20 protein-coding genes and 1 tRNA gene are annotated in these 22,020 nt (G+C 74.9%); 11 read left to right on the forward strand and 10 right to left on the reverse strand.

Features of this window, described 5'->3' with window-relative positions:
* Positions 1-65 precede the first annotated feature (65 nt).
* Complete coding sequence (locus tag HKK73_RS15190; protein WP_061268040.1) at positions 66-665, forward strand: NYN domain-containing protein; 600 nt, start codon at positions 66-68, stop codon at positions 663-665.
* A 25-nt stretch (positions 666-690) separates the two neighbouring features.
* On the opposite strand, the gene HKK73_RS15195 is transcribed toward HKK73_RS15190, so the two are convergent.
* Positions 691-1,920, reverse strand: coding sequence for a winged helix DNA-binding domain-containing protein (locus tag HKK73_RS15195; protein WP_171468321.1), 1,230 nt, complete (start codon positions 1,918-1,920; stop codon positions 691-693).
* Between the two features lie 132 nt (positions 1,921-2,052).
* Here HKK73_RS15195 and HKK73_RS15200 point away from each other — a divergent pair, with 132 nt between their 5' ends.
* From HKK73_RS15200 to HKK73_RS15215, 4 genes are all read left to right on the forward strand, one after another.
* On the forward strand, positions 2,053-2,790 hold the full coding sequence (locus HKK73_RS15200) for a response regulator transcription factor (RefSeq protein ID WP_043654159.1): 738 nt from the start codon (positions 2,053-2,055) through the stop codon (positions 2,788-2,790).
* On the forward strand, positions 2,787-4,475 hold the full coding sequence (locus HKK73_RS15205; RefSeq protein ID WP_253705670.1) for a cell wall metabolism sensor histidine kinase WalK: 1,689 nt from the start codon (positions 2,787-2,789) through the stop codon (positions 4,473-4,475). The genes HKK73_RS15200 and HKK73_RS15205 overlap by 4 nt, the downstream gene beginning before the upstream one ends.
* 233 nt (positions 4,476-4,708) lie before the next feature.
* Positions 4,709-5,440: a hypothetical protein gene (locus HKK73_RS15210; protein ID WP_021479889.1), complete on the forward strand. Its 732-nt coding sequence runs from the start codon at positions 4,709-4,711 to the stop codon at positions 5,438-5,440.
* 126 nt (positions 5,441-5,566) lie between these two features.
* Positions 5,567-5,860 carry a WXG100 family type VII secretion target gene (locus HKK73_RS15215; protein WP_114553804.1) on the forward strand — a complete coding sequence of 98 codons (294 nt, stop codon included), beginning with the start codon at positions 5,567-5,569 and terminating at the stop codon, positions 5,858-5,860.
* Positions 5,861-5,968: 108 nt separating this feature from the next.
* On the opposite strand, the gene groL is transcribed toward HKK73_RS15215, so the two are convergent.
* A complete protein-coding gene (gene groL / locus HKK73_RS15220; protein ID WP_031315159.1) occupies positions 5,969-7,594 on the reverse strand; it encodes a chaperonin GroEL in 1,626 nt (541 codons plus the stop codon).
* A 289-nt stretch (positions 7,595-7,883) separates the two neighbouring features.
* On the opposite strand from groL, the gene HKK73_RS15225 reads away from it, so the two are divergent.
* On the forward strand, positions 7,884-9,353 hold the full coding sequence (locus tag HKK73_RS15225; RefSeq protein ID WP_253705671.1) for a glycoside hydrolase family 15: 1,470 nt from the start codon (positions 7,884-7,886) through the stop codon (positions 9,351-9,353).
* Positions 9,354-9,399: 46 nt separating this feature from the next.
* Here the strand turns inward: HKK73_RS15225 and HKK73_RS15230 are convergent, their stop codons facing one another.
* From HKK73_RS15230 to HKK73_RS15245, 4 genes are all read right to left on the reverse strand, one after another.
* Positions 9,400-10,905: an NAD(P)/FAD-dependent oxidoreductase gene (locus HKK73_RS15230; protein WP_171468322.1), complete on the reverse strand. Its 1,506-nt coding sequence runs from the start codon at positions 10,903-10,905 to the stop codon at positions 9,400-9,402.
* 19 nt (positions 10,906-10,924) lie between these two features.
* A complete protein-coding gene (locus HKK73_RS15235) occupies positions 10,925-11,128 on the reverse strand; it encodes a cold-shock protein (protein WP_021482750.1) in 204 nt (67 codons plus the stop codon).
* A 191-nt stretch (positions 11,129-11,319) separates the two neighbouring features.
* Positions 11,320-11,970, reverse strand: coding sequence for a LytR C-terminal domain-containing protein (locus HKK73_RS15240; protein ID WP_157446603.1), 651 nt, complete (start codon positions 11,968-11,970; stop codon positions 11,320-11,322).
* Positions 11,971-12,049: 79 nt separating this feature from the next.
* On the reverse strand, positions 12,050-12,370 hold the full coding sequence (locus tag HKK73_RS15245) for a DUF3263 domain-containing protein (protein WP_021482752.1): 321 nt from the start codon (positions 12,368-12,370) through the stop codon (positions 12,050-12,052).
* A 228-nt stretch (positions 12,371-12,598) separates the two neighbouring features.
* On the opposite strand from HKK73_RS15245, the gene HKK73_RS15250 reads away from it, so the two are divergent.
* The gene (locus HKK73_RS15250) at positions 12,599-13,258 is read left to right on the forward strand and encodes a uracil-DNA glycosylase (protein ID WP_256380374.1); all 660 of its coding nucleotides are present in this window, start codon (positions 12,599-12,601) and stop codon (positions 13,256-13,258) included.
* A 128-nt stretch (positions 13,259-13,386) separates the two neighbouring features.
* The gene (locus HKK73_RS15255) at positions 13,387-14,265 is read left to right on the forward strand and encodes an SGNH/GDSL hydrolase family protein (protein ID WP_083711973.1); all 879 of its coding nucleotides are present in this window, start codon (positions 13,387-13,389) and stop codon (positions 14,263-14,265) included.
* Positions 14,266-14,406: 141 nt separating this feature from the next.
* Here the strand turns inward: HKK73_RS15255 and HKK73_RS15260 are convergent.
* From HKK73_RS15260 to HKK73_RS15275, 4 genes are all read right to left on the reverse strand, one after another.
* A tRNA-Thr gene (locus HKK73_RS15260) sits at positions 14,407-14,482 on the reverse strand.
* Between the two features lie 126 nt (positions 14,483-14,608).
* Positions 14,609-15,460 (reverse strand): DsbA family protein, encoded by an 852-nt coding sequence (locus HKK73_RS15265; protein WP_171468323.1) that lies wholly within the window; start codon positions 15,458-15,460, stop codon positions 14,609-14,611.
* An 88-nt stretch (positions 15,461-15,548) separates the two neighbouring features.
* Entirely contained in the window at positions 15,549-16,124 is a 576-nt protein-coding gene (locus tag HKK73_RS15270; RefSeq protein ID WP_074808210.1) for a hypothetical protein, read from the reverse strand.
* A 55-nt stretch (positions 16,125-16,179) separates the two neighbouring features.
* Positions 16,180-17,919 carry a serine/threonine-protein kinase gene (locus HKK73_RS15275; RefSeq protein WP_171468324.1) on the reverse strand — a complete coding sequence of 580 codons (1,740 nt, stop codon included), beginning with the start codon at positions 17,917-17,919 and terminating at the stop codon, positions 16,180-16,182.
* Between the two features lie 216 nt (positions 17,920-18,135).
* Here HKK73_RS15275 and HKK73_RS15280 point away from each other — a divergent pair, with 216 nt between their 5' ends.
* The 3 genes from HKK73_RS15280 to HKK73_RS15290 all read left to right on the forward strand — a co-directional run bounded on the left by HKK73_RS15280 (position 18,136) and on the right by HKK73_RS15290 (position 21,868).
* Positions 18,136-19,614, forward strand: a complete 1,479-nt coding sequence (locus tag HKK73_RS15280) for a trehalose-6-phosphate synthase (protein ID WP_232322710.1) — start codon at positions 18,136-18,138, stop codon at positions 19,612-19,614.
* Complete coding sequence (gene otsB / locus HKK73_RS15285) at positions 19,611-20,465, forward strand: trehalose-phosphatase (RefSeq protein ID WP_216607998.1); 855 nt, start codon at positions 19,611-19,613, stop codon at positions 20,463-20,465. The genes HKK73_RS15280 and otsB overlap by 4 nt, the downstream gene beginning before the upstream one ends.
* 278 nt (positions 20,466-20,743) lie before the next feature.
* Positions 20,744-21,868, forward strand: a complete 1,125-nt coding sequence (locus HKK73_RS15290; protein ID WP_043660349.1) for an ABC transporter ATP-binding protein — start codon at positions 20,744-20,746, stop codon at positions 21,866-21,868.
* Positions 21,869-22,020: the final 152 nt, after the last annotated feature.

Consider the following 22,020-nt stretch of genomic DNA (forward strand, 5'->3'; position numbering starts at 1 on the left):
GTGGACAGTGCGGCGGGCGCACCGGGACGGAGCGCGGCGGGTCGCGCGCGGATAGGCTGACCGGCATGTCCGACCTCCAGACCTCCGACGGCCGAGCGCTGACGACGCCGCGCCGCACCTACCTCGTCGTCGACGGCGAGAACATCGACGCGACGCTCGGCATGAACGTCCTCGGCCACCGCCCCGCCCCGGAGGAGCGGCCGCGCTGGGACCGCATCGTGGACTTCGCGCGCCAGGCCTGGGGCCAGGACGTCACGCCCCTGTTCTTCCTCAACGCGTCGTCGGGCCAGATGCCGATGTCGTTCGTGCAGGCGCTGCTCGCGATGGGCTACCGCCCGATCCCGCTGTCGGGGTCGAGCAACGAGAAGGTCGTCGACATCGGTATCCAGCGCATGCTGGACGCGATCGCCGGCCAGCCGGGCGACGTGCTCCTCGCGAGCCACGACGGCGACTTCCTGCCCCAGGTCGAGACGCTGCTCGACGACAAGGACCGCCGCGTGGGCGTCCTCGCGTTCCGCGAGTTCGTCAACGTGCGCCTCACCGAGCTCACGGGCCGCGGTCTCGAGATCTTCGACCTCGAGGACCACGCGGGCGCGTTCACGGCCGTGCTGCCGCGCGTGCGGATCATCCCGCTCGACGAGTTCGACCCGATGCGCTACCTCTGACCGCCCGTACCGCGGGCTCCGTCGCTCACGCGTGGAGCTCGCGGTACAGCGGCGTCGGGAACGACGCCGTCACGCCGTCGCCGCCGAGGAGCCCGGCGATCCGCTCGGCCTCGGCCGCGACGGCCCGCTCGCCGTCGGCGCCGACGTCGTCGAGGAGCCGCCACGCGGGCTCGCCGCCCGGCCGCACGACCCAGGCCCCGACGATCCGGCCCTCCCACCAGACGGTCGCGCCCGCGTTGCCGATCGTGTCGAAGACGGCGGCCTTGTGCGCCCCGAGGTACCAGTCGCGCGCGGTCCAGCCCATCGTCGTCGGGTCGAGCGACGGCAGGAGCGCGACGCGGCCCTCGATCGGCACCTCGTCCGGGCCGGGCAGGTCCGTGCCCCGCAGCATGATGCCGGGGCGGGCGTCCTCGCCGCCCGCCGCACCGACCTCGACCTCCACTTCGACGACGTCGAGACCCGCGAGCGCCGCGCGCGTGTCGCGGCGGTTCCAGCCGGTCCACCACACGAGGTCCTCGACCGTCGCGGGCCCGAACACGTCGAGCCAGGCCCGCGCCAGCGCGGTGCGCGCCGCGGCCTCGTCGAGCACGGGGATGCCGCCCGGGAACCAGTCCTCGACGGGTGACCAGACGTGCCGGTTGGACGACCACGTGCCCCGCGGCTCGCCGCGCACCACCACGCCCTCGGCGGAGAGCAGCGAGAGCAGCGGGGACGTCATGGTGCGGCGCACGTCCCACGTCTTGGTGGTCGTGGGCAGGAACGCCGTGCGCAGCAGCGGCGCGGCCCGCGACAGGCTCGCGCCGTCGAGCGGGCCGTGCTCGGCGAGCGCCGCGTGCACCTGGGCCTCGACCGCGGCGAGGAAGGTCGCGGCGTCGTCGACGGGCGGGTCCGTGGGCAGGGTCGCGAGCTCCTTGATTAGGCGGGTGCGCAGCCGTCGCGCGACGGCGAGGGCCGCCGCCGCGTGCACGACGGGCACCGTCTCGCGGCGCACGACGAACATCGTGCGTCGCATGGCGAGCACCTTGACGAGCGAGCGCCGCCGGAAGACGGCGTCCCGGACGTCGTCGAGCACGAGGCCGGGGACCCGCGCGAGCACCGACAGGTAGACGCTCGAGGCGTCGGTCGCGTGCAGCGCGAGCAGCCGGTCGACGACGTCCTCCGGGCTCCGGGCCGCCGGCCTGCCGGGCAGGTCCGTGGCGAGCGCGAGCTGCTGCGCGACGAGCCGCCGCCGCCTCTGGTCCACCGTGATCCGCACGGCGGCCATCCTGCCCCGGGCCACCCACGCCCGCCCGCCCGCGTGCCGCGCCCGGCGCCGGCGTCGCGCCGGTGCCGCCGGGGTCGAGCACGTTCCCAGGCGTCTCCCAGACCGCGGGAGCACACTGGACGTATGAGCACCACCCCCGAGGCACGCCTCGTCGTCGTCGACGACGAGCCGAACATCCGCGAGCTGCTCGCCACGTCCCTGCGCTTCGCCGGGTTCGAGGTGCACGCCGCCGCGGACGGGCAGAGCGCCCTGCGGCTCGTGCGCGACGTCGAGCCCGACCTCGTCGTGCTCGACGTGATGCTCCCCGACATGGACGGGTTCACCGTGACCCGCCGCCTGCGCGAGAAGGGCCAGCACACGCCCGTCGTCTTCCTCACCGCGAAGGACGACACGCGCGACAAGGTGACGGGGCTCACCGTGGGCGGCGACGACTACGTGACGAAGCCCTTCAGCCTGGAGGAGGTCGTGGCGCGCATCCGGGCCGTGCTGCGCCGCACGCACGCCGAGCCGGTCGACGACGCGGTCCTGCGCTTCGCCGACCTCGAGATGGACGAGGACTCGCACGAGGTCCGCCGCGCCGGCGTCGACATCGACCTGTCCCCCACCGAGTTCAAGCTGCTGCGCTACCTCATGCTCAACGCGGGCCGCGTGCTGTCCAAGGCGCAGATCCTCGACCACGTGTGGCAGTACGACTGGGGCGGCGACGCGAACATCGTCGAGTCGTACATCTCCTACCTGCGCCGCAAGATCGACAACCTCACCGTGCCCGGCCCGGACGGCGAGCCCGTGGCCCTCCCGCCGCTCATCCACACCAAGCGCGGCGTCGGCTACCTGCTGCGCCAGCCGCCCGCGGCGTCATGACGGCCGGCCCCGACCGCACGGCGGCCGGGTCCCCGCCGGTCCCGCCCCCTCCCCCGCCCCCCGGGGCGGTCTCGCAGCCCGGCCGCGCTCCGTCGAGCGAGCCCGCGGCGTCCGCACCCGTCCCCGACGGCCCGACGGCGGAGCGCCCCTTCGGCCGGCCCGTCCCCACCGAGGGGTGGGGCTGGTTCGCGCGCGTGCCGCTGCGGGCGCGCCTCGTCGCGGTCACCGTGCTCCTGCTCGCGGCGGGGCTCGGGCTGGCCTCGGTCGTGACGACGACGGTCGTGTCGAGCTACCTCGTCGAGCAGGTCGACCAGGACCTCCAGGGGTCGGCGACGACCGTCGCCCGCTCCTCGCTGCTCAGCAACCCCGAGACCGCGAGCCAGATCCCCAGCGAGTACTTCGTGCTGCTGCGGGAGTCGTCGGGTGCCGAGAGAGGCATCGGCTGGGGCGAGACCGTGTCGCGGTACGGGAAGCCGGACATCCCGGCGCTGTCCGACCAGGAGATCGAGCGCCTCGCGGGCGAGCCCTTCACGGTGCGGTCCGTCGGAGGGTCCGACCCGGCGCAGTGGCGCGTGGTCGGGAGGTTCCTCTTCGTGGACGGCCAGCAGGCCGGGACCGTCTTCGTCGCCCTGCCGCTCACGGGCATCCACGAGACGGTCGAGGTGCTCGGCCGGGCGCTCGCGCTGTCGGCGCTCGGCATCGCGCTCGTCGGGGGTGCGGTCGCCTACCTCGCGGTCCACCGCGCGCTGCGCCCGCTGCGAGAGATCGAGGAGACCGCCGCCGACATCGCCGCGGGCGACCTGTCGCGTCGCGTGCGCCCCGCGCCGCCGACGACGGAGGTCGGCTCGCTCGCGGCGTCGCTCAACGCGATGCTCACCCAGATCGAGGAGGCGTTCGCCGTCCAGGAGGCGTCCGAGGAACGGATGCGGCGCTTCGTCTCGGACGCGAGCCACGAGCTGCGCACTCCGCTCGCGACGATCCGCGGCTACGGCGAGCTGTACCGGATGGGCGCGCTCGACACCCCGGACAAGGTCGACGACACGATGGGCCGCATCGAGGACTCGGCGACCCGCATGGGCACGCTCGTCAACGACCTGCTCGCCCTCGCGCGGCTCGACGAGGGCCGGCCGCTGCGCCACGAGCCGGTCGACCTCGTCTCCCTCGCGCGGGACTCCGCACAGGACCTGCACGCGCTCGACCCCGCGCGCGACGTGCGGGTCGTCGGGCTCGCGCCGGGTGCGGACGCTCCGGCGGCGCTGCGCGTCGTGGGCGACGAGGACCGGCTGCGGCAGGTGCTCGCCAACCTCGTCGGGAACGTCGCGCGCCACACGCCGTCGGGCACGCCGGTGGAGATCGCGCTCGGTGCGGCGCCTGCGCCCCGGTCCGACGACGCGCCGTCGGGCGACGGCGCGGGCGGGAGCGGCGCCCCGGCCGGCGACGCCGCGCGCGACGTCGCGGTGCTCGAGGTCCGCGACCACGGCCCGGGCGTCCCGACGACCCAACGGGGCCGTCTGTTCGAGCGGTTCTACCGGGCGGACACGTCGCGCAACCGCTCGTCCGGCGGGTCCGGGCTCGGTCTGGCGATCGTCGCCGCGATCGTCGGGGCGCACCGCGGCCGCGTGTCGGTCCGTGAGACGCCGGGCGGCGGGCTCACCGTCCGCGTGGACCTCCCGCTCGGCTCCTGACGGCCCGCACCCCGCCCGACCTGCGGGTTCGTCGACGACCGTCCGCGACGTCGCGTGGGAGCCCGCCGGGGCGTCCCGACGCGCCGCCGGCTGGGGCTACGATGGCGGGTCGTCCCGCGAGACCTAGGCTGAAGACGAGGCCGCGCGGCGACGCGGGGGCCTCCGCGCCGGGCAGCACGCCCGGCGACGACGACCTCCGTCCTGCTCGTCTCCGTCGAAGAAGGCTGAAGTTCATGGGCGTCAACAGCGCCGACGCACCGCAGTGGTTCCTCTCCTCGTTCGTCCGCAGCGCCCGGGGCGCCGGGGCGACCGCCCCGGACGACGAGATCCGCGCCGTCGGGCAGGGGCTCCTCGACCGCTGGGACCAGCCGGGACGCCACTTCCACAACCTGCGCCACCTGGCCGACGTCCTGGGCCGGGTCGACGAGCTCTCGCAGGAGACGCACGACCCCGACCTCGTCCGGCTCGCGGCCTGGTACCACGGCGCCATCTTCGACGCGAAGGGCCGCGCGACCTACGCCAACAAGGGCGGCGAGGACGAGACCGCGAGCGCCGCGCTCGCCGTCGCCGAGCTCACGCGGCTCGGCGTCCCCGAGCCCGCGGTGCGGCGCGTCGCGCACCTCGTCAACGCGCTCGTCCGCCACGCCCCGGACGCCTCCGACTTCGACTGCGCGGTCCTGTGCGACGCCGACCTCGCGATGCTCGCGGCCGAGCCGCAGCGCTACAAGGAGTACCTCAAGGACGTGCGCGACGAGTACGCGCACATCCCCAAGCCCGACTACGTGCGCGCCCGCATCGCGATCCTCACGAAGCTGCTCGACCGGCGCACGCTCTTCTCGAGCCCGCTCGGCGCGGCCTGGGAGGAGGCCGCGCGGCAGAACCTCGACGCGGAGCTCCAGCGCCTGCGCAAGGAGCAGGCCAAGCTCGCGGAGGCGTCGACGGCGTCCCCAGCCTCCGGCGCCTGAACCGCCGTCCACAGGCCTGACCGCCGCCCCTCCGGACCCGGGGAGGTCCGCCTACCGTCGTCGCCACGCCCCGGTGCTCACCGGGGCGAGGGACGGCCCGCGGGCCGAGGGACGACGGAGGTTCGGATGAGCCGGTACGAGGTGGACAGCGCGCGCGTCGCGCAGGCGAGCGCCGCGGTGCACGGGTCGGTCACGGCGATCCGTGCGGAGGTCGGCGCCATGATGCGGCACCTCACGGACCTGCAGACGTCGTGGCGTGGTGGGGCGGCGACGTCGTTCACGGGCGTCATGGCGCAGTGGCAGACGACGCAGACCCAGGTCGAGGTCGCGCTCGACGACATCACGGCCGCGCTCGGCGCCGCCGCGCAGACCTACGCCGACGCCGAGTCGCAGGCCGCGCGCCTGTTCACGGCGCGGTAGGCCCCGCCCGGGAGCTCTCTTCAGGGCACGACGAAGGCCGCCGGCCGGGCGAACCCGGCCGACGGCCTTCGGTGTCCTACGACTCCCCGTGAGGGGAGGCGGGTCGGCTCAGAAGTCCATGCCGCCCATGCCACCGGTCGGGTCGCCCGCGGGGGCGGCCTTCTCCGGCTTGTCGGCCACGACGGCCTCGGTCGTGAGGAACAGCGCCGCGATGGAGGCGGCGTTCTGCAGCGCGGAGCGCGTGACCTTGACCGGGTCGTTCACTCCGGCGGCGAGGAGGTCCTCGTACACACCGGTCGCGGCGTTGAGGCCCTGGCCCGACGGGAGGTTGCGCACCTTCTCCGCCACGACGCCACCCTCGAGGCCCGCGTTGACCGCGATCTGCTTGAGCGGGGCGTCGATCGCGGCGCGCACGATCTGCGCACCGGTCGCCTCGTCGCCCTCGAGCTCGAGCTTCTCGAACGCCACGGCACCGGCCTGGATGAGCGCGACGCCACCACCAGCGACGATGCCCTCCTCGACGGCAGCCTTCGCGTTGCGGACGGCGTCCTCGATGCGGTGCTTGCGCTCCTTGAGCTCGACCTCCGTCGCGGCACCCGCCTTGATGACGGCCACGCCGCCGGCGAGCTTCGCGAGGCGCTCCTGGAGCTTCTCGCGGTCGTAGTCGGAGTCCGACTTCTCGATCTCGCCACGGATCTGGTTGACGCGACCCTGGATCAGGTCGGCGTCGCCCGCGCCCTCGACGATCGTGGTCTCGTCCTTCGTGACGACGACCTTGCGCGCCTGGCCGAGCAGGTCCAGCGTCGCGTTCTCGAGCTTGAGGCCCACCGTCTCGGTGATGACCTGGCCGCCGGTGAGGATCGCGATGTCCTGGAGCATGGCCTTGCGGCGGTCGCCGAAGCCCGGGGCCTTGACGGCGACGGACTTGAACGTGCCACGGATCTTGTTGAGCACCAGGGTCGCGAGCGCCTCGCCCTCGACGTCCTCGGCGATGATGAGGAGCGAGCGGCCGGCCTTCATGACCTGGTCGAGGACCGGGAGCAGGTCCTTCACGTTCGAGATCTTGGACTCGACGATGAGGACGTACGGGTCCTCGAGCACGGCCTCCTGGCGCTCGGGGTCCGTCTCGAAGTAGCGCGCGAGGAAGCCCTTGTCGAAGCGCATGCCCTCGGTGAGCTCGAGCTCGAGGCCGAACGTGTTCGACTCCTCGACCGTGATGACGCCCTCCTTGCCCACCTTGTCGAGGGCCTCGGCGATGAGCTCGCCGATCGCGGGGTCGCCGGCGGAGATGGCGGCCGTGGCGGCGATCTCCTCCTTGGTCTCGATGTCCTTCGCGGCGTTGAGCAGCTGCTCCGTCACCGCGTCGACGGCCTTCTCGATGCCGCGCTTGACGGCGATCGGGTTGGCGCCGGCCGCGACGACACGCAGGCCCTCGCGCACGAGCGCCTGGGCGAGCACGGTCGCGGTGGTCGTGCCGTCACCCGCGACGTCGTCGGTCTTCTTGGCGACCTCCTTGACGAGCTCCGCACCGATCTTCTCGTACGGGTCCTCGAGCTCGATCTCCTTGGCGATGGAGACGCCGTCGTTCGTGATGGTCGGCGCGCCCCACTTCTTGTCGAGCACGACGTTGCGGCCCTTGGGGCCGAGGGTGACCTTGACGGTGTCGGCGAGCGTGTTGAGCCCGCGCTCCATGCTCCGACGAGCCTCCTCGTCGAAGGCGATGATCTTGGCCATGGGGAATGATCCTCCGCTGGTGGCGTATGGCGGTCGGCCGGCGCCCGCGACGGACGGCCCACGACGGCGGCGTTCATGTCACGCCGCCAGGGCGGGCCTCACCTGTCGACCTGGTGGGTTGCGCCGCAGCCGCCTGAGCGGCTGCCTGCGCTGGTCACTTCTGTCACTCTCGTGACGAGAGTGCTAACGCCATTATTGGCACTCGCACGGTGCGAGTGCAAGACAGCGGCGCGCCACGCCGCCGCGTATCGCGAGGGGCGAAACCGAGCGCCGCGCGGCTCGCTCTAGGATGCGCGGTGTGATCCGCGCAACACCGCCGTGGCGCCCCCTCGCAGCCCTGGCCGGCTTCGTGCTGGTCCCTGCCCTCGGCCTGACCGCCGCGACCGCGGTCGCGGCGCCCTCGGGCGAGCACATCGACCTCTACCAGGACGGCGTCGCGGTGACGACCGGGCCCGACGGCGGCCCCGCGGTGCTGCGCCTCGCGCCCGGCGTGGGCGCGACCTACCTCGAGGGCAGCCGCGTGCTCGACCCGGCGGCGCTCGACCCCGGCGCGCTCGCCGCGGGCGTCGACCCCGCGGACGGCGAGGCGGACCGGCTCGCGCAGGTCGCCGGGGCGCGCCTCGACGCGACGGCCCTCCTCGACCCCGGTCTCGCCCACCAGACCGCCACCGCGTCGCGGGCCTGGCTCGCGTCCGGCGTCGTACCGGGGACAGGCGGGCCGTTCGCCGCGCTCGGCGAGGCGGCCCTCCTCGACCTGCGCGCGCTGACGCTCGACGACGGCGCCGCCCTCGCCGCGCCGTCGCCCAGGTGGCGCTACGTGTGGCCGCGCGACGCGTCGTTCACCGCGGCGGCGTTCGCACGCACCGGTCACGTCGACGACGCGCGCGCCGTCCTCGGCTTCCTCGCCCGGGTCCAGGAGGACGACGGCTCGTTCCACGCGCGCTACCTCCCCGACGGGTCGGGGGTCCCGGACGACCGGGGCATCCAGTCCGACGGCGTCGGCTGGGTCCTGTGGGCCACCGACGTCGTGCTGGAGGAGACGCCCGCCGCGGACCGCCCCGAGGTGGCCGCCGAGCTGCGCCCGCTGGTCGACGCCGCGACGGACCACGCGCTCGGGCTCGTCGACGGCGAGGACCCGCTGCCGCCGCCGTCGAGCGACTACTGGGAGGTCGAGCCCACGTCCCTCACGCTCGGGACCGCCGGACCGCTGCTCGCGGGCCTGGAGGCCGCGGCGGACGTGTACGCGGCCGCGGGCGAGGCGCCGCGCGCGCACGAGGCGACCCTCGCCGCCGCTCGTCTGCGCATGGCGGTCGAGCGCTCGTTCGGGTCCCAGGGCTACCCGCGCCACGTCACGGGCGGCGCGCGCGACGCCTCGACCGCGTTCGTGCTGCCGCCGTTCCAGCCGGAGCCGCTCGCCGGGGCGGACGAGGCCTGGCGCGCGTCCGTGCGCGAGATGCTGCGCCCGGCCGGCGGGCTCGCGCCGGGCGCGGGCTGGCGCGCCGACGGCATCTCGTGGACCCCCCAGACCACGCTGTACGCGCTGGCGGCGGCGTCGTCGTCCGACCCCGAGGACCGCGCCGACGCCGAGGAGTGGCTCCGCTGGGTCGACGACCACCGCACCGCGTCCGGGGCCATCCCGGAGAAGGTCCTCGCCGACGGCTCGCCCGCCGCCGTCGCGCCGCTGTCGTGGAGCTCCGCGCTCGTCGTGCTCGCGCTCGTGGAGCTCGGCAACCAGGGCACGCCGGGCGGCGCGGGCTGACGGTCCTCCTGGGCTCTCCCGGTCCGCCGCGGCCGGCGCGCCGGGGCTACCGGGTGGTCGCGCCGCTCGTCGCGACGGGCGCCAGGTCGGGCGCGTCGCGCACGTCGAACTCGCGCCTCAGCACCCGTTGCGCGGCGTACCAGCCCCCGAGGCCGTGCACGCCCGGCCCGGGCGGCGTGGACGCCGAGCACAGGTAGACGCCCTCCAGCCCGACGGCGTAGGGGTCGAACCGGGGCGTGGGCCGCGCGACCATCTGCCACATGCTCACGGCACCGCCCGCGATGTCGCCGCCCACGTAGCTCTCGTCGTGCGCCGCCATCTCCGCCGCGGGCACGCAGCGCGACGCCACGACGACGTCCCGGAAGCCCGGCGCGAACCGCTCGACCTGCGCGACGACGTCCTCCGTCACGTCGCGCGTCGACCCCGCGGGCACGTGCGCGTAGGTCCACAGCGGGCGCAGCCCGCCCGCCCCGCGCCCGGGGTCGACGACGGTCGGGTCGCTCACGAGCACCACGGGCCGGGCGGCGTGGCGACCGGCCGCGACGTCGGCCTCGCTGCGCGCCATCTCGGCGCGCGTCCCGCCGAGGTGCACGGTCCCCGCGCGCCCCACCTCCGGGTCTGCCCAGGGCACAGGCCCGGAGAGCACGAGGTCGACCTTCGCGGCGGCGTCGCCGTGCCGGAACCGGCGCAGCGCGTCCTCCGCGCGCGGCGGGAGCCGGTCCGCGAACACGTCCGCGACGACGCGCGGCGTCGTGTCGAACACGTAGGCGCGAGCCCGCGGGAGGTCGGCGCGCGAGCCGACCCGGTGGCCCGTGACGACGTCGCCCCCGTGGGCGCGCAGGTCGTCCTCGAGCGCGGCGACGATCGCGCCGGAGCCGCCGCGAGGCAGCGGCCATCCGCCCGGCGCGTGGCCGAGCGACGCCAGCAGCACCGCCGTCCCGGCCGCGGCGAGCGACGGGAGGCGGGAGATCGCGTGCGCCGCGACGCCCGTGAGGAGCGCGCCGGCCTCGTCGGTGCGGAAGCGCCGCGTCCACGCGGGGCTCCCCTGCTCGAGCACCGCCGCGCCGAAGCGGGCCGTCACACCGGCGCCGCCCGGCGTCAGCACACGCCCCGGCACCGACCGCTTGTCTCCGAGGGCGACCGCGACGACGTCGCGCCACCCCGCGGCGAGCGGGCCGAGCAGGGCGCGCCAGGCGGCGCCGTCGACCCCGAGCCGCTCGACCGTGCGCTCGAGCTCGTGATAGGCCACGCCCGCGCGACCCCCGTCGAGGGGGTGCGCGTACGAGACCTCCGGCGCGAGCAGCTCTACGCCGCGCGCGCCGAGGTCGAACGCCTCGAAGAACGGCGAGGCCCACGCCATCGGGTGCACCGCCGAGCACACGTCGTGCACGACGCCGTCGGCCAACCCGAGGTCGAGCGTGCGGGCTCCGCCGCCCGACGTCGGCTGCGCCTCCAGCACGCGCACGGAGAGACCGGCGCGTGCGAGGGTCACGGCGGCGGCCAGGCCGTTGGGGCCCGAACCGACGACGACGGCGTCGAGATCCTCCGTCACGCGACCCTCGGAGCCGGGCTCAGAGCGGCCGCACCTGCTCGGCCTGCGGGCCCTTGCTGCCCTGGCCGAGCTCGAACTCGACCTCCTGGCCCTCGTCGAGCGTGCGGTAGCCGTCCGTCTGGATCGCGCTGAAGTGCACGAAGAGGTCCTGCCCACCCGCTGCGGGCGTGATGAACCCGTAGCCCTTCTCGGCGTTGAACCACTTCACGGTCCCCTGAGCCATGTACGTCTCCTCGTGCATCGTCGCCCGCGAGGCGACCGCCGCCCCGTGGTAGCCCGAGCCTAGCCCGCAGGCGGCGTGCACGGAAGGTCGAACGGCAGGTGGCGCTCGTCGGACTCCGGGCCGAACGAGCAGGTCACGCGGGTGCAGCGTCAGGTCGTGGTGCCACGGCCGGGGCGGCCCGGGGGTCCGGGTCAGCCGACCGGCGCCAGCTCGGACTTGATGATCACCGCGACGTCGCCCTCGCGCAGGCTGTCGACCTGGACGACGTTCTCCGCGGGGATGCCCAGCGTCGCGGCGACGGCGGCGGCGGTGTCGCTCCGCTCGGGCACGTACCAGACCGTGGTGACGTCGACCGGCGCCGGCCCGTTCGTGTAGTCCGTGGCGACGGTGTTGCTGAAGCCCTGCGCGTCGAGGGCGTCCTTGCCCTTGGCCGCCTCGCCGCCGATGCCGCTGTCGTTCAGCACGCGGACGTAGGCGCTCGGGTCGGCCGCCGCCATGAGCGTCGCGAGGTCCGGGGTCTCGGGCGTCTCCTCGGTCGCGGGCGGCTCCTCCGCGGCCGGCGGCTCCTCGGTCGCGGGCGGCTCCTCCGCCGCGGGCGGCTCCTCGGTCTCCGCGGGCGGCGGCTCCGTGGACTGCGCCTGCGGCGGGTCGTCCGTGGCACCGTTGTCGGACAGCAGCGCGACGCCCCCGTACGCGAGGCCGGCGAAGACGACGGCGACCAGCAGGAACGGCCACGTCTTGCTCCACCCGCTGCGCGGCGTGCGGTGCACCCCCACGGGCGCACCCTGCGGCGCGGGCGCGTCGAACTCGTCGGGCGCGTACGGGTAGCGGCTCTTCGTCACGGCGACAGGGTAGCCCGGTCGGGGCTCTCGGCTAAACGCCCTGTTCGCCCGGACTTCACGCGCGGCCCGTCGTCCCGGGTCAGAGACCCTCGAGCCGGCGCGCCGTGCGCGCCCGCTGCCGGGTGGACCGCATCCGCCGCAGCCGCTTGACGAGCATGGGGTCGTGCGCGAGCGCGGCCGGGGAGTCGATGAGCGCGTTGAGCACCTGGTAGTAGCGCGTCGCGGACATGTCGAACAGCTCGCGCACCGCCTGCTCCTTGGCGCCCGAGTACTTCCACCACTGCCGCTCGAACGCCAGGATCTCCTGGTCCCGCTCGCTCAGGCCCGACGCCGGCGCCTCCGAGGTTGTCGGGTCGCCGACCGCGTCGGGTCCGTCGAGCACGTACGCCGCCTCGCTCATCGTTCCCTCCCTGCACTCTCTCGTCACCGGACCTGCGCACTCCCGCGCGCGGCCGCCTCCCAGCCTACGCACGAACCACACCCGTGTCATTCGTCCTCGCCGCACGCTCCGGACGTGCCGAGGACGCCGGTTAGGCTCGGGGCCGTGGAGAGCGCACCCGCCCAGCCCGTCGCCGTCGACCCGGTCGCGACCGCCTCGACGGCCGACCCCCGCCCGGCCCTCGCGAGCATCATGGCGCCCGACTGGGCCGAGGCCCTCGCGCCCGTCGAGCCGCAGCTGCACGCGCTCGGCGACTTCCTGCGCGCCGAGGTGGCGGCCGGACGGGAGTACCTCCCCGCGCCGTCGGCCATCCTCAACGCGTTCTCGCGCCCCCTGGCCGAGGTGCGGGTGCTCGTCGTCGGGCAGGACCCGTACCCCACGCCCGGGCACCCGATGGGGCTGTCGTTCTCCGTGCAGCCGCACGTGCGCCCCGTGCCCCGCTCGCTCCAGAACATCTTCGCCGAGCTCGCGGACGACGTCGGCGCCCCGACGCCCGCGAACGGCGACCTGTCCGCGTGGAGCGACCAGGGCGTCATGCTCCTCAACAGGGTGCTCACGGTCCGGCCGGGCGAGCCCGGGTCCCACCGCGGCCAGGGCTGGGAGGCCGTCACCGAGGCGGCGATCCGGGCGCTCGTCGCGCGCGACGCCCCGCTCGTCGCGATCCTCTGGGGTCGCGACGCCGCGACCCTGCGCCCGATGCTCGGCGACACCCCCGTCGTCGCGAGCGCCCACCCGAGCCCGCTCTCCGCGCGCCGCGGGTTCTTCGGGTCGCGCCCGTTCTCGCGGGTCAACGAGCTCCTCCTCGCCCAGGGCGCCGCCCCCGTCGACTGGACCCTCCCCACCACCTGACCTCCGCCCGCCCCCCGTCTCCGCCGAGCAGGTGGTCCTGGCTCGTCCGCGCCGCGTGACGCGCCAGAACCACCTGCTCGACCCGCCAGGATCGCCGGGTCGACGGCACGCCGCCCCGCAGGAGCAGAATGGGGCGGGTGACGACGCAGAACCCGACGACCACTCCCCTGGCCGGTGACACCGCCGACGCACGCCGACCCGACGACCCCGCTCCGCGCTGGACGAGCTACGTCGCGATCGGCGACTCGTTCACCGAAGGGCTGTGGGACCCGTATCCCGGCGAGGAGGACCACCAGCGAGGATGGGCCGACCTCCTCGCCCAGCACCTCGCGACCCGGCGCGTCGCCGCCGGCGAGGACCCGCTGCGGTACGCGAACCTCGCCATCCGCGGACGCAAGCTGCGCTCGATCCTCACGGAGCAGGTGCCGGCGGCGCTCGAGCTCCGGCCGGACCTCGTGAGCGTCATCGGCGGCGGCAACGACATCCTGCGGCCGAACGCCGACGTCGACCGCCTCGCGCGCAACCTCGAGCACGCGGTCTCGCGCCTGCGCGGCGCGGGGATCGACGTGCTCATGGCGACCGGCTTCGACGCCTCGCAGTCGCCGCTCGTCGGCCTCACGCGCCCGCGCGTCGGCGTGTACAACGCCCACATCTGGTCGATCGCGCGCCGCCAGGGCGCGTACGTGCTGGACCTGTGGGGCATGCGCGCGCTCCAGGACTGGCGCGTGTGGTCGGAGGACCGCATCCACCTGACGCCCGCGGGGCACGCGCGGGTCGCGCAGGCGGCGCTCGTCGCGCTCGGCCAGGCGCCCGACGACGCCGCGTGGGACGACCCGCTGGCTCCCCTCCCGCCCGCGCCGGCTCTCGACCGCGCGCGGCAGAACGCGCAGTGGGTGCGCACGCACGTCGTGCCGTGGGCGCAGCGGCGGCTGCGCGGGACGTCGTCGGGCGACGGGCGGCTCCCCAAGGCGCCCGAGCTCCTGCCCGTCCCGCTCGCCGACCGCTGAGCGCGGGCGACCTCGGCAGCACCTGCCGAGATCGGCTCGCGCCACCACCGATCCGGGCAGCGACTGCCGACCGACTGCTGACCCCGCGGTGCGCACCGGCACGACGACGCCCCCGGCTCCGTGGAGCCGGGGGCGTCGTGGTGGAGCCGCCTGTCGGATTCGAACCGACGACCGTTCGCTTACAAGGCGAGTGCTCTACCGGCTGAGCTAAGGCGGCGTTCCCGGGGCTGCCGGGCGAGCGAACAGACTACCTGCTCGCCCGGCGCGCCCCGGTCGGCGGCCCGCGCCGGTCACGGCGCGGGCGGCGCGGGCGGCGCGGGTCAGGACACCGACGACGTGCCGGTCAGCCCTGGGCGGCGGTGACGGCCTGCGGGAGCGCGTTCGGGTCGCTCCAGTTGCCGTCCCACCGCTCGCCGTTGATCGTGATCGTCGGCGTGCCGAACCCGCGCTCGCCGTGCAGCGACGTGTCCTGGTTCACCAGGCTCGACGCCGTCGCGACCCAGTCGCCGAACGTCTCGACGGCGGTCCCGTCCTCGATGCCGGCGGCGACGTCGGCCGGCACGCCCGCCTGCTCGGCGATGTCGGCGATCTGCGCGTCGGTCAGCGTCTCGCTGCCCTCGGCGGGCTGGTTCTGGAACATCGCGGTGTTGAAGTCGTTCATCGACTCGGGCGCACGGTCGGCGACCCAGGCCGCCGCGGCGGCGGAGCGGGTCGAGAACTGCTGCGACTGCGCGACGCGGTCGAGGATCGAGATCGGGTGCAGCACGACGGTCACGTCACCGGACTCGCGGAGCTGGTCGAGCGTCGCGCCGTTCGTCTCCTCGAACTGGCCGCAGATGGGGCACATGTAGTCGAGGTAGACCCCGACCTCGACGGCGCCCTCGTTCTGGGTCCCGGCAGCGCCGTCCGCGCCGATCGGGATGCCGCCGTCCTCGGCGTCGCTCGTGGCCGGGCTCGTGACGTCGGCGAGGTTGCCCGCCGCGACCGCGTCGATCGTCTTGTTCCGGTCGTTCATGGCCGGGATCCACACGGCGAGGAACACGCCGACGAGGACGAGGACGCCCGCGACGAGCGCTCCGATCGTGATGAGACGGTTGCGCTTGTCGCGCTTGGCCTGCGCCTCGCGCAGCGCGAGCGCCTCCGCGCGCGCGGCCTCGCGGCGCTGGGCCTTGGTCTGGGTTTCGTTGCTGGGCATGGTCGTCCTCCGAGGGAGTGCCGAGAGCTGGGGATGTGTCAGGGTGCGCGCGGACGGGGTCGCGCGGGCCGTGCGTCCGACGGCGTCGTCAGACGAGCGCGACCTGCGGAGGCCCGCGCCGGGTGCGCACCACCGCGTCGGCGAGGTGGTGCAGCGCGGTGGGGACGGCGTCGGGCACCGGGCGCACGACGCGGCGCGCGGCCCCGACGAGCGACCCCACGGGGCGCAGCGCCCCCCGGAGCACGGCACGCAGCGAGCGCCCGGCCACGGTCACGACGGCGCGGGAGCGCTCGTGCGCGCGCCGCGCCCAGGCCGACAGGCCCCACGCGACGGCGGCCGCTGCCACGTGGGCCACGACGACGGGCAGCGCGAGCGCGCCCACGACGGTGACCATGGCGGCCGGGTCACCCCCGAGCGCGGTGCCCGACGGGCAGTCCGGCGCCTCGTGGACGAGCGCGAGATGCATACCGGCGGCGCCCCAGACCCCCGGCACCGTCACGCACTGGTGCACGACGGCGTACCCGCGGTCGGCGAGGTGCGTCACGACGGCGGCGAGGAGGGTGAGGAGCAGGAGCGCGGGGCCGAGCAGACGGCCGGCTGCGGGCACGACGGACGTGCGCGTCACGCCGCGCGACAGGGCGCGCGGCACCGTCGTCCGGAGCACGGCGCCCATCCTACGCGTGCGGGCTGGTAGGGGGCTGGGAAGGGCCGGTGCCGTCTCAGCGCAGCGACGGCGGGCCGGGGAACGGCCACCAGGTCACGCCCGGGTCCCCCGCGAGGAGCACGAGGGACACGACCGTGAGCACGAGACCGAGGCCGACGAGGACGAGCGTCCCGGTGCGTCCGGGCGCGAGCCGCGCCAGGGCGGTCCGGGTCCCGTACCGCGTGAGGTGGGTCAGCGGCCCGACCCAGGCCAGGGTCACCGCCGCGACCGCCGCGAGGCACAGCAGGACGGTCGTCACGACGGGCGCGTTGCCGCCGTCGGGGCCCTCGACGACGACCCAGCGGTCGGACTCGAGGAGCCACCAGCCGGCCACGACGACGAGCACCGCGGCGCACGCCGCGACGAGGAGGGACGGGAGCGCGCCGGCGAGCGCGCGCACGACGTACCAGGGCGACGCCGCGACCGCGCGCACCGTGTCCCGGGACGAGACGCCGCGGCGCTCGCGCCGCGCGTGCAGCGACTCGGTCGTCACGCCGACGACGCGCGCGAGCGCGACGAGCACCGACAGCACGACGAACGCCACGCCCGGGTACGTCGCGCCGAGCAGCACGAGCGGCACGGCGAGCAGGAGCAGCGCGGTGCGCCGGGCGGCGGGCACGGGGCGCACGTAGAGCGGTTCACCGTCCTCGCCGAGGGGCGGGGCGCCGAGGTCGTCCATGAGGTCGTGGCCGACCGGGACGGCCATCGTGCGGCCGTCGTTGACCTGCGCCTGCGACGTCGGCAGGGGCGGCGGCACGACCTGGGCCTGGCCGGTCCACGCGGACGCGCCGGTCCACGCCTGGGCCCCCGTGCCGCCCGGCACGACGGCGACGGGCGGCACCACCTGCGTCGGTCCGGTGGGCGGCGCGACCACCTGGGTCGCGGGCGCGGCGTCGCCGGTGTCGGCCGCGTGCCGCAGGGCGGCCACGACCTCGGTCGGCCCGAGGCGCTGCGCCGGGTCGGCGTGCAGCGCACGACCGATCGCGTGCGCGGTCACGGGCCCCAGGCCGGCGAGGTCGGGGCGTCCGCTGCGCGCGCGGGCGAGCACGACGTCCGTCGGGCGCACGCCGAACGGCGCCCGACCGGTCGCCGCGTAGGCGAGCAGGGCAGCCCACCCCCACCAGTCGGTGTCCACGCTGGGGGCCGCACCCTCGAGCAGCTCGGGCGCCAGGTACCCCGGGGTGCCCATGACGAGGCCCGTGGACGTGACGCGCGCGTCCTCGAGCCCCTGGGCGATGCCGAAGTCGATGAGCACCGGGCCTCGGGAGGACACCATGACGTTGCTCGGCTTGAGGTCGCGGTGCACGACGCCGGCCGCGTGCACGGCCTCGAGCGCGGCGGCGAGCTGGTCGGCGAGCTCGTAGAGGTCCCAGGCGTCGAGCGGCCCGCCCTCGGCGATCTCGTCCTCGAGGGTGGGCCCGTCGACGAGCTCGGTGACGATGAACGCGTCCGGGCCGTCGAGCTCCACGTCGAGGATTTGCGCGACGGCGGGGTGCCGCAGGCGCTGGAGGGCGCGGGCCTCGCGACGCAGCCGTTCGCGGCCCTGCGCGGCGGCGTCGAGGTCGACGTGCGCGTGCAGGAGCTTGATCGCGACGAGGTTGCCGCCGCCGTCGTGCGCGCTGTGGACGGTGCCCATGGCGCCGGACCCGAGCCGCGCACCGATGTGGTAGCCCCCGACCTCGCTGCCGGGGGCGGGTCCGCGCGACGGCCCCCCGGCGACGTTCCGCGCCTCGACGCGCTGCGTGGGCTCCTCCATGGTGACAAGGTAGCCGCAGTGGACGGGCCGGCGCTGGAGGGTGCGGCCCCGACGGGCCCGGTGGGCGACCCGGCCCGGGGCGGCGTCCGGCATGTGACCGGCACCGGACGACCCGTCCATGCGCCCGACGAGCGGACTACCCTGGGCCGCCCAGGCGCGATTCATCGAAGCTCAAGGAGAGGTCCATTGACAGGCAAAGAGGGATTCGATCTCGTCGTGGTGGCCAACCGGCTGCCCGTGGACTTCACGGTCGGCCCCGGCGGTGAGATCGAGTGGAAGCGGTCGCCCGGAGGCCTGGTCACGGCGCTCGAGCCCGTCATGCAGGCGTCCGACGGCGCCTGGGTCGGCTGGTCCGGCGCGCCCGACCTGGCGAGCGAGCCGTTCGACGCCGACGAGATGCGCCTCGTGCCCGTGACGCTCTCGGCCGACGAGATCGAGCGGTACTACGAGGGCTTCTCGAACGACACGCTCTGGCCGCTCTACCACGACGTCATCTCGCCGCCCACGTACCACCGCACGTGGTGGGACGCGTACCGCCGCGTCAACCAGCGCTTCGCCGACGCCGCCGTCGCGCAGGCGGCGCCGGGCGCCGTCGTCTGGGTGCACGACTACCAGCTCCAGCTCGTGCCGCAGATGATCCGCGCCCAGCGCCCGGACGTGCGGATCGGGTTCTTCAACCACATCCCGTTCCCCCCGCTCGAGCTGTTCCAGCAGCTGCCGTGGCGCCGCCAGGTGATCGACGGCCTGCTGGGCGCGGACCTCGTGGGCTTCCAGCGCGCGGGCGACGCCGCGAACTTCATCCGTGCGGTGCGACGGCTGCGCGCCCACACGACGCGCGGGCCGATCATCACGGTCCCGGGCGAGGACGGGCGCGACCGCCACGTCCGCGCCGCCGCGTTCCCCATCTCGATTGACTCGCGCCGGTTCGACGAGCTCGCCCGCACGCCCGAGGTCCAGCAGCGCTCGCGCGAGATCCGCGCGGACCTCGGCGACCCGGACATCATGATGCTCGGCGTCGACCGCCTCGACTACACCAAGGGCATCCGGCACCGCATCAAGGCGTACGGCGAGCTGCTGCAGGACGGCCGCCTCGACGTCGAGCACGCCACGCTCGTCCAGGTCGCGAGCCCGAGCCGCGAGAACGTCGACGCCTACCAGGAGCTGCGCGAGCACGTCGAGGGCGCGGTCGGGCGGATCAACGGCGAGTACGCGGAGATCGGGCACGCCGCGATCCACTACCTGCACCACTCCTACCCGCCCGAGGAGATGGCCGCGCTGTACCTCGCGGCCGACGTCATGCTCGTCACGGCGCTGCGCGACGGCATGAACCTCGTCGCGAAGGAGTACGTCGCGGCCCGCTCGGACGACCGCGGGGTGCTCGTGCTCTCCGAGTTCACGGGCGCCGCCGACGAGCTCTCGTCCGGCGCGCTCCTCGTGAACCCGCACGACATCGACGGGATGAAGGACATCATCGTCGCGGCCGCGCACATGGACCACCGCGAGCAGCGCAAGCGCATGCGCCGGCTGCGTCGCAAGGTCCTCACCGACGACGTCGCACGGTGGTCGGAGTCGTTCCTCGGCGTCCTCACGGCGATGCCGTCCCGCGTGCCGCGCCGCCGCCCGGAGGACGACGAGCCGGGTGCGCCGCAGGACGCCCGCCAGGGCGCCGACGAGCCCGCGGAGCAGGGCGCGTGACCGCGACGCACCACCCCGCGCCCGTGCCCGGGCCGGTCGCCGACGCCGTGCGCGCCTTCGCGGCGGACGCGGACGGCCCACCCGCCGCGCGGCTCGTCGCGCTCGACTTCGACGGCACGCTCTCGCCGCTCGTCGACGACCCGCTCGCCGCGCGCATGGCGCCGTCCGCCCGGGCCGCCGTCGACCGGCTGGCCGCCGCGCTCGTCGGCACGACGACGCGCCTCGCCCTCGTCTCGGGCCGCAACCTCGCGGACCTCGCCGAGCGCAGCGAGCCGCCCGTCGGCACGTACCTCGTGGGCAGCCACGGCGCCGAGACCGGGCACGTGACCGAGGACGGGCTCGACGCCGTCCCGCTCGACCTCACGCCGGAGCAGGCCGACCACCTCGCCGCCCTGCGCACGGGCATGGCCGAGGCCGTCGCGGGGCGGGAGGGCGCGTGGGTGCAGGAGAAGCCGAGCGCCGCCGTCCTGCACACGCGGCTCGCCTCGGCGGCGGACACGCAGGCCGCCGAGCACCTGGCCGACGCGGTGGCCGCGCGGCTCGGGCTGCACGCGATGCACGGGAAGGACGTCGTCGAGGTCGCGGTCGTCGAGACGTCGAAGGGCGAGGCGGTGGACCGGCTGCGGGACGTCGTCGGGCAGGACGCCGGGTGCCCCGACGCGCGCACGCGCGTACTCTACGCGGGCGACGACACGACCGACGAGACGGCGTTCGCCGTGCTCGGCCCGGGCGACCTGGGCGTCAAGGTGGGCGACGGCGACACGCTCGCCGCCCAGCGCGTGCCCGACGCCGACGGGCTCGCCGCAGTGCTCGACCTCCTCGCCGACCTCCTGGAGCGCCAGGAGGCCTGACCCCGGGCAGGGTCCGCCGGGCGCGCGCCCGGCGGACCCTGCTGCCCGCACCGAACCGCTACCGGATCGTGACCGACGCTGTGACGAAGCACTCAGGACCGGGAGTAGGATCGGGTCACGATGACGTCGGGTCCCCTGCCCGTTCCGGAGGGGGTCCGACTTCTTCTGTGTCGTCGAAGACACGCTCGTCCGCCATCGCGAACAGCTACGTCGACGTGGCACGTCACTGCACAACGGATCGTCCGGCACGTACCTGCCGGTGGAGGGATGTACCAGTCATGGCTACGGTCACCTACGACCACGCAACCCGCGTCTACCCCGGGACCGAGCGTCCTGCCGTGGACCAGCTCAACCTGCACATCGAGGACGGCGAGTTCCTCGTCCTCGTCGGCCCCTCGGGCTGCGGCAAGTCGACCTCGCTCCGCATGCTCGCAGGCCTCGAGGACGTCAACGGCGGACACATCTACATCGGCGACCGCGACGTCACGGACGTCCAGCCGAAGGACCGCGACATCGCGATGGTGTTCCAGAACTACGCGCTGTACCCGCACATGTCCGTCGCGGACAACATGGGCTTCGCGCTGAAGATCGCCGGCACGCCGAAGGCGGAGATCCGCCAGCGCGTCGAGGAGGCCGCGAAGATCCTCGACCTCACCGAGTACCTCGACCGCAAGCCGAAGGCGCTCTCCGGTGGTCAGCGTCAGCGCGTCGCGATGGGCCGTGCGATCGTCCGTCAGCCGCAGGTGTTCCTCATGGACGAGCCGCTGTCGAACCTCGACGCCAAGCTCCGCGTCCAGACGCGCACCCAGATCGCGTCGCTCCAGCGCCGCCTCGGTGTCACGACGGTCTACGTCACGCACGACCAGACCGAGGCCCTCACCATGGGCGACCGCATCGCGGTCCTCAAGGACGGTCTGCTCCAGCAGGTCGGCACGCCGCGCGAGATGTACGACACGCCGGCCAACGTCTTCGTCGCGGGCTTCATCGGCTCGCCGGCGATGAACATCGGCACGTTCGCGGTCAGCAACGGCGTCGCCGAGGTCGGCCCCGCGCGCATCGCGCTCGAGCGCGAGACGGCCGCCAAGATCACCGAGGCCGACAACGGCAAGGTGACGATCGGCTTCCGTCCCGAGGCCCTCGACGTCGTGTCGCAGGCCAACGAGGCTGCGTTCCCGGTCGAGGTCAACATCGTCGAGGAGCTCGGCTCCGACGCGTTCGTCTACGGCACGCTCAAGGGTGACCTGGCCTCGCAGGCCGACGTCCACTCGGGCGCCGGCGACAACCAGGTCATCGTCCGCGTCGACCCGCGCAACGTCCCGGCCAAGGGCGAGCGCATCTACGTGACGATCCGCCCGGGTCAGTCGCACGTCTTCGGTGCCGCCTCGGGTCAGCGCATCAGCTGACACCTCGCACCACCGCCGCAGGGCGGGTCCTCCCGGTCGGGGGGCCCGCCCTGCGGCGTTCCGGGCTCGCGACGGCGAGGCACGCCCTCTCGCCGACCCGCCGGGTCCGTGCCCTTGACAGGGTCATGGGGGACCTCAAGACTGCTTTTGCA

Source organism: Cellulosimicrobium sp. 72-3, from assembly GCF_013127315.1.
Taxonomy (GTDB): Bacteria; Actinomycetota; Actinomycetes; order Actinomycetales; family Cellulomonadaceae; genus Cellulosimicrobium; species Cellulosimicrobium funkei.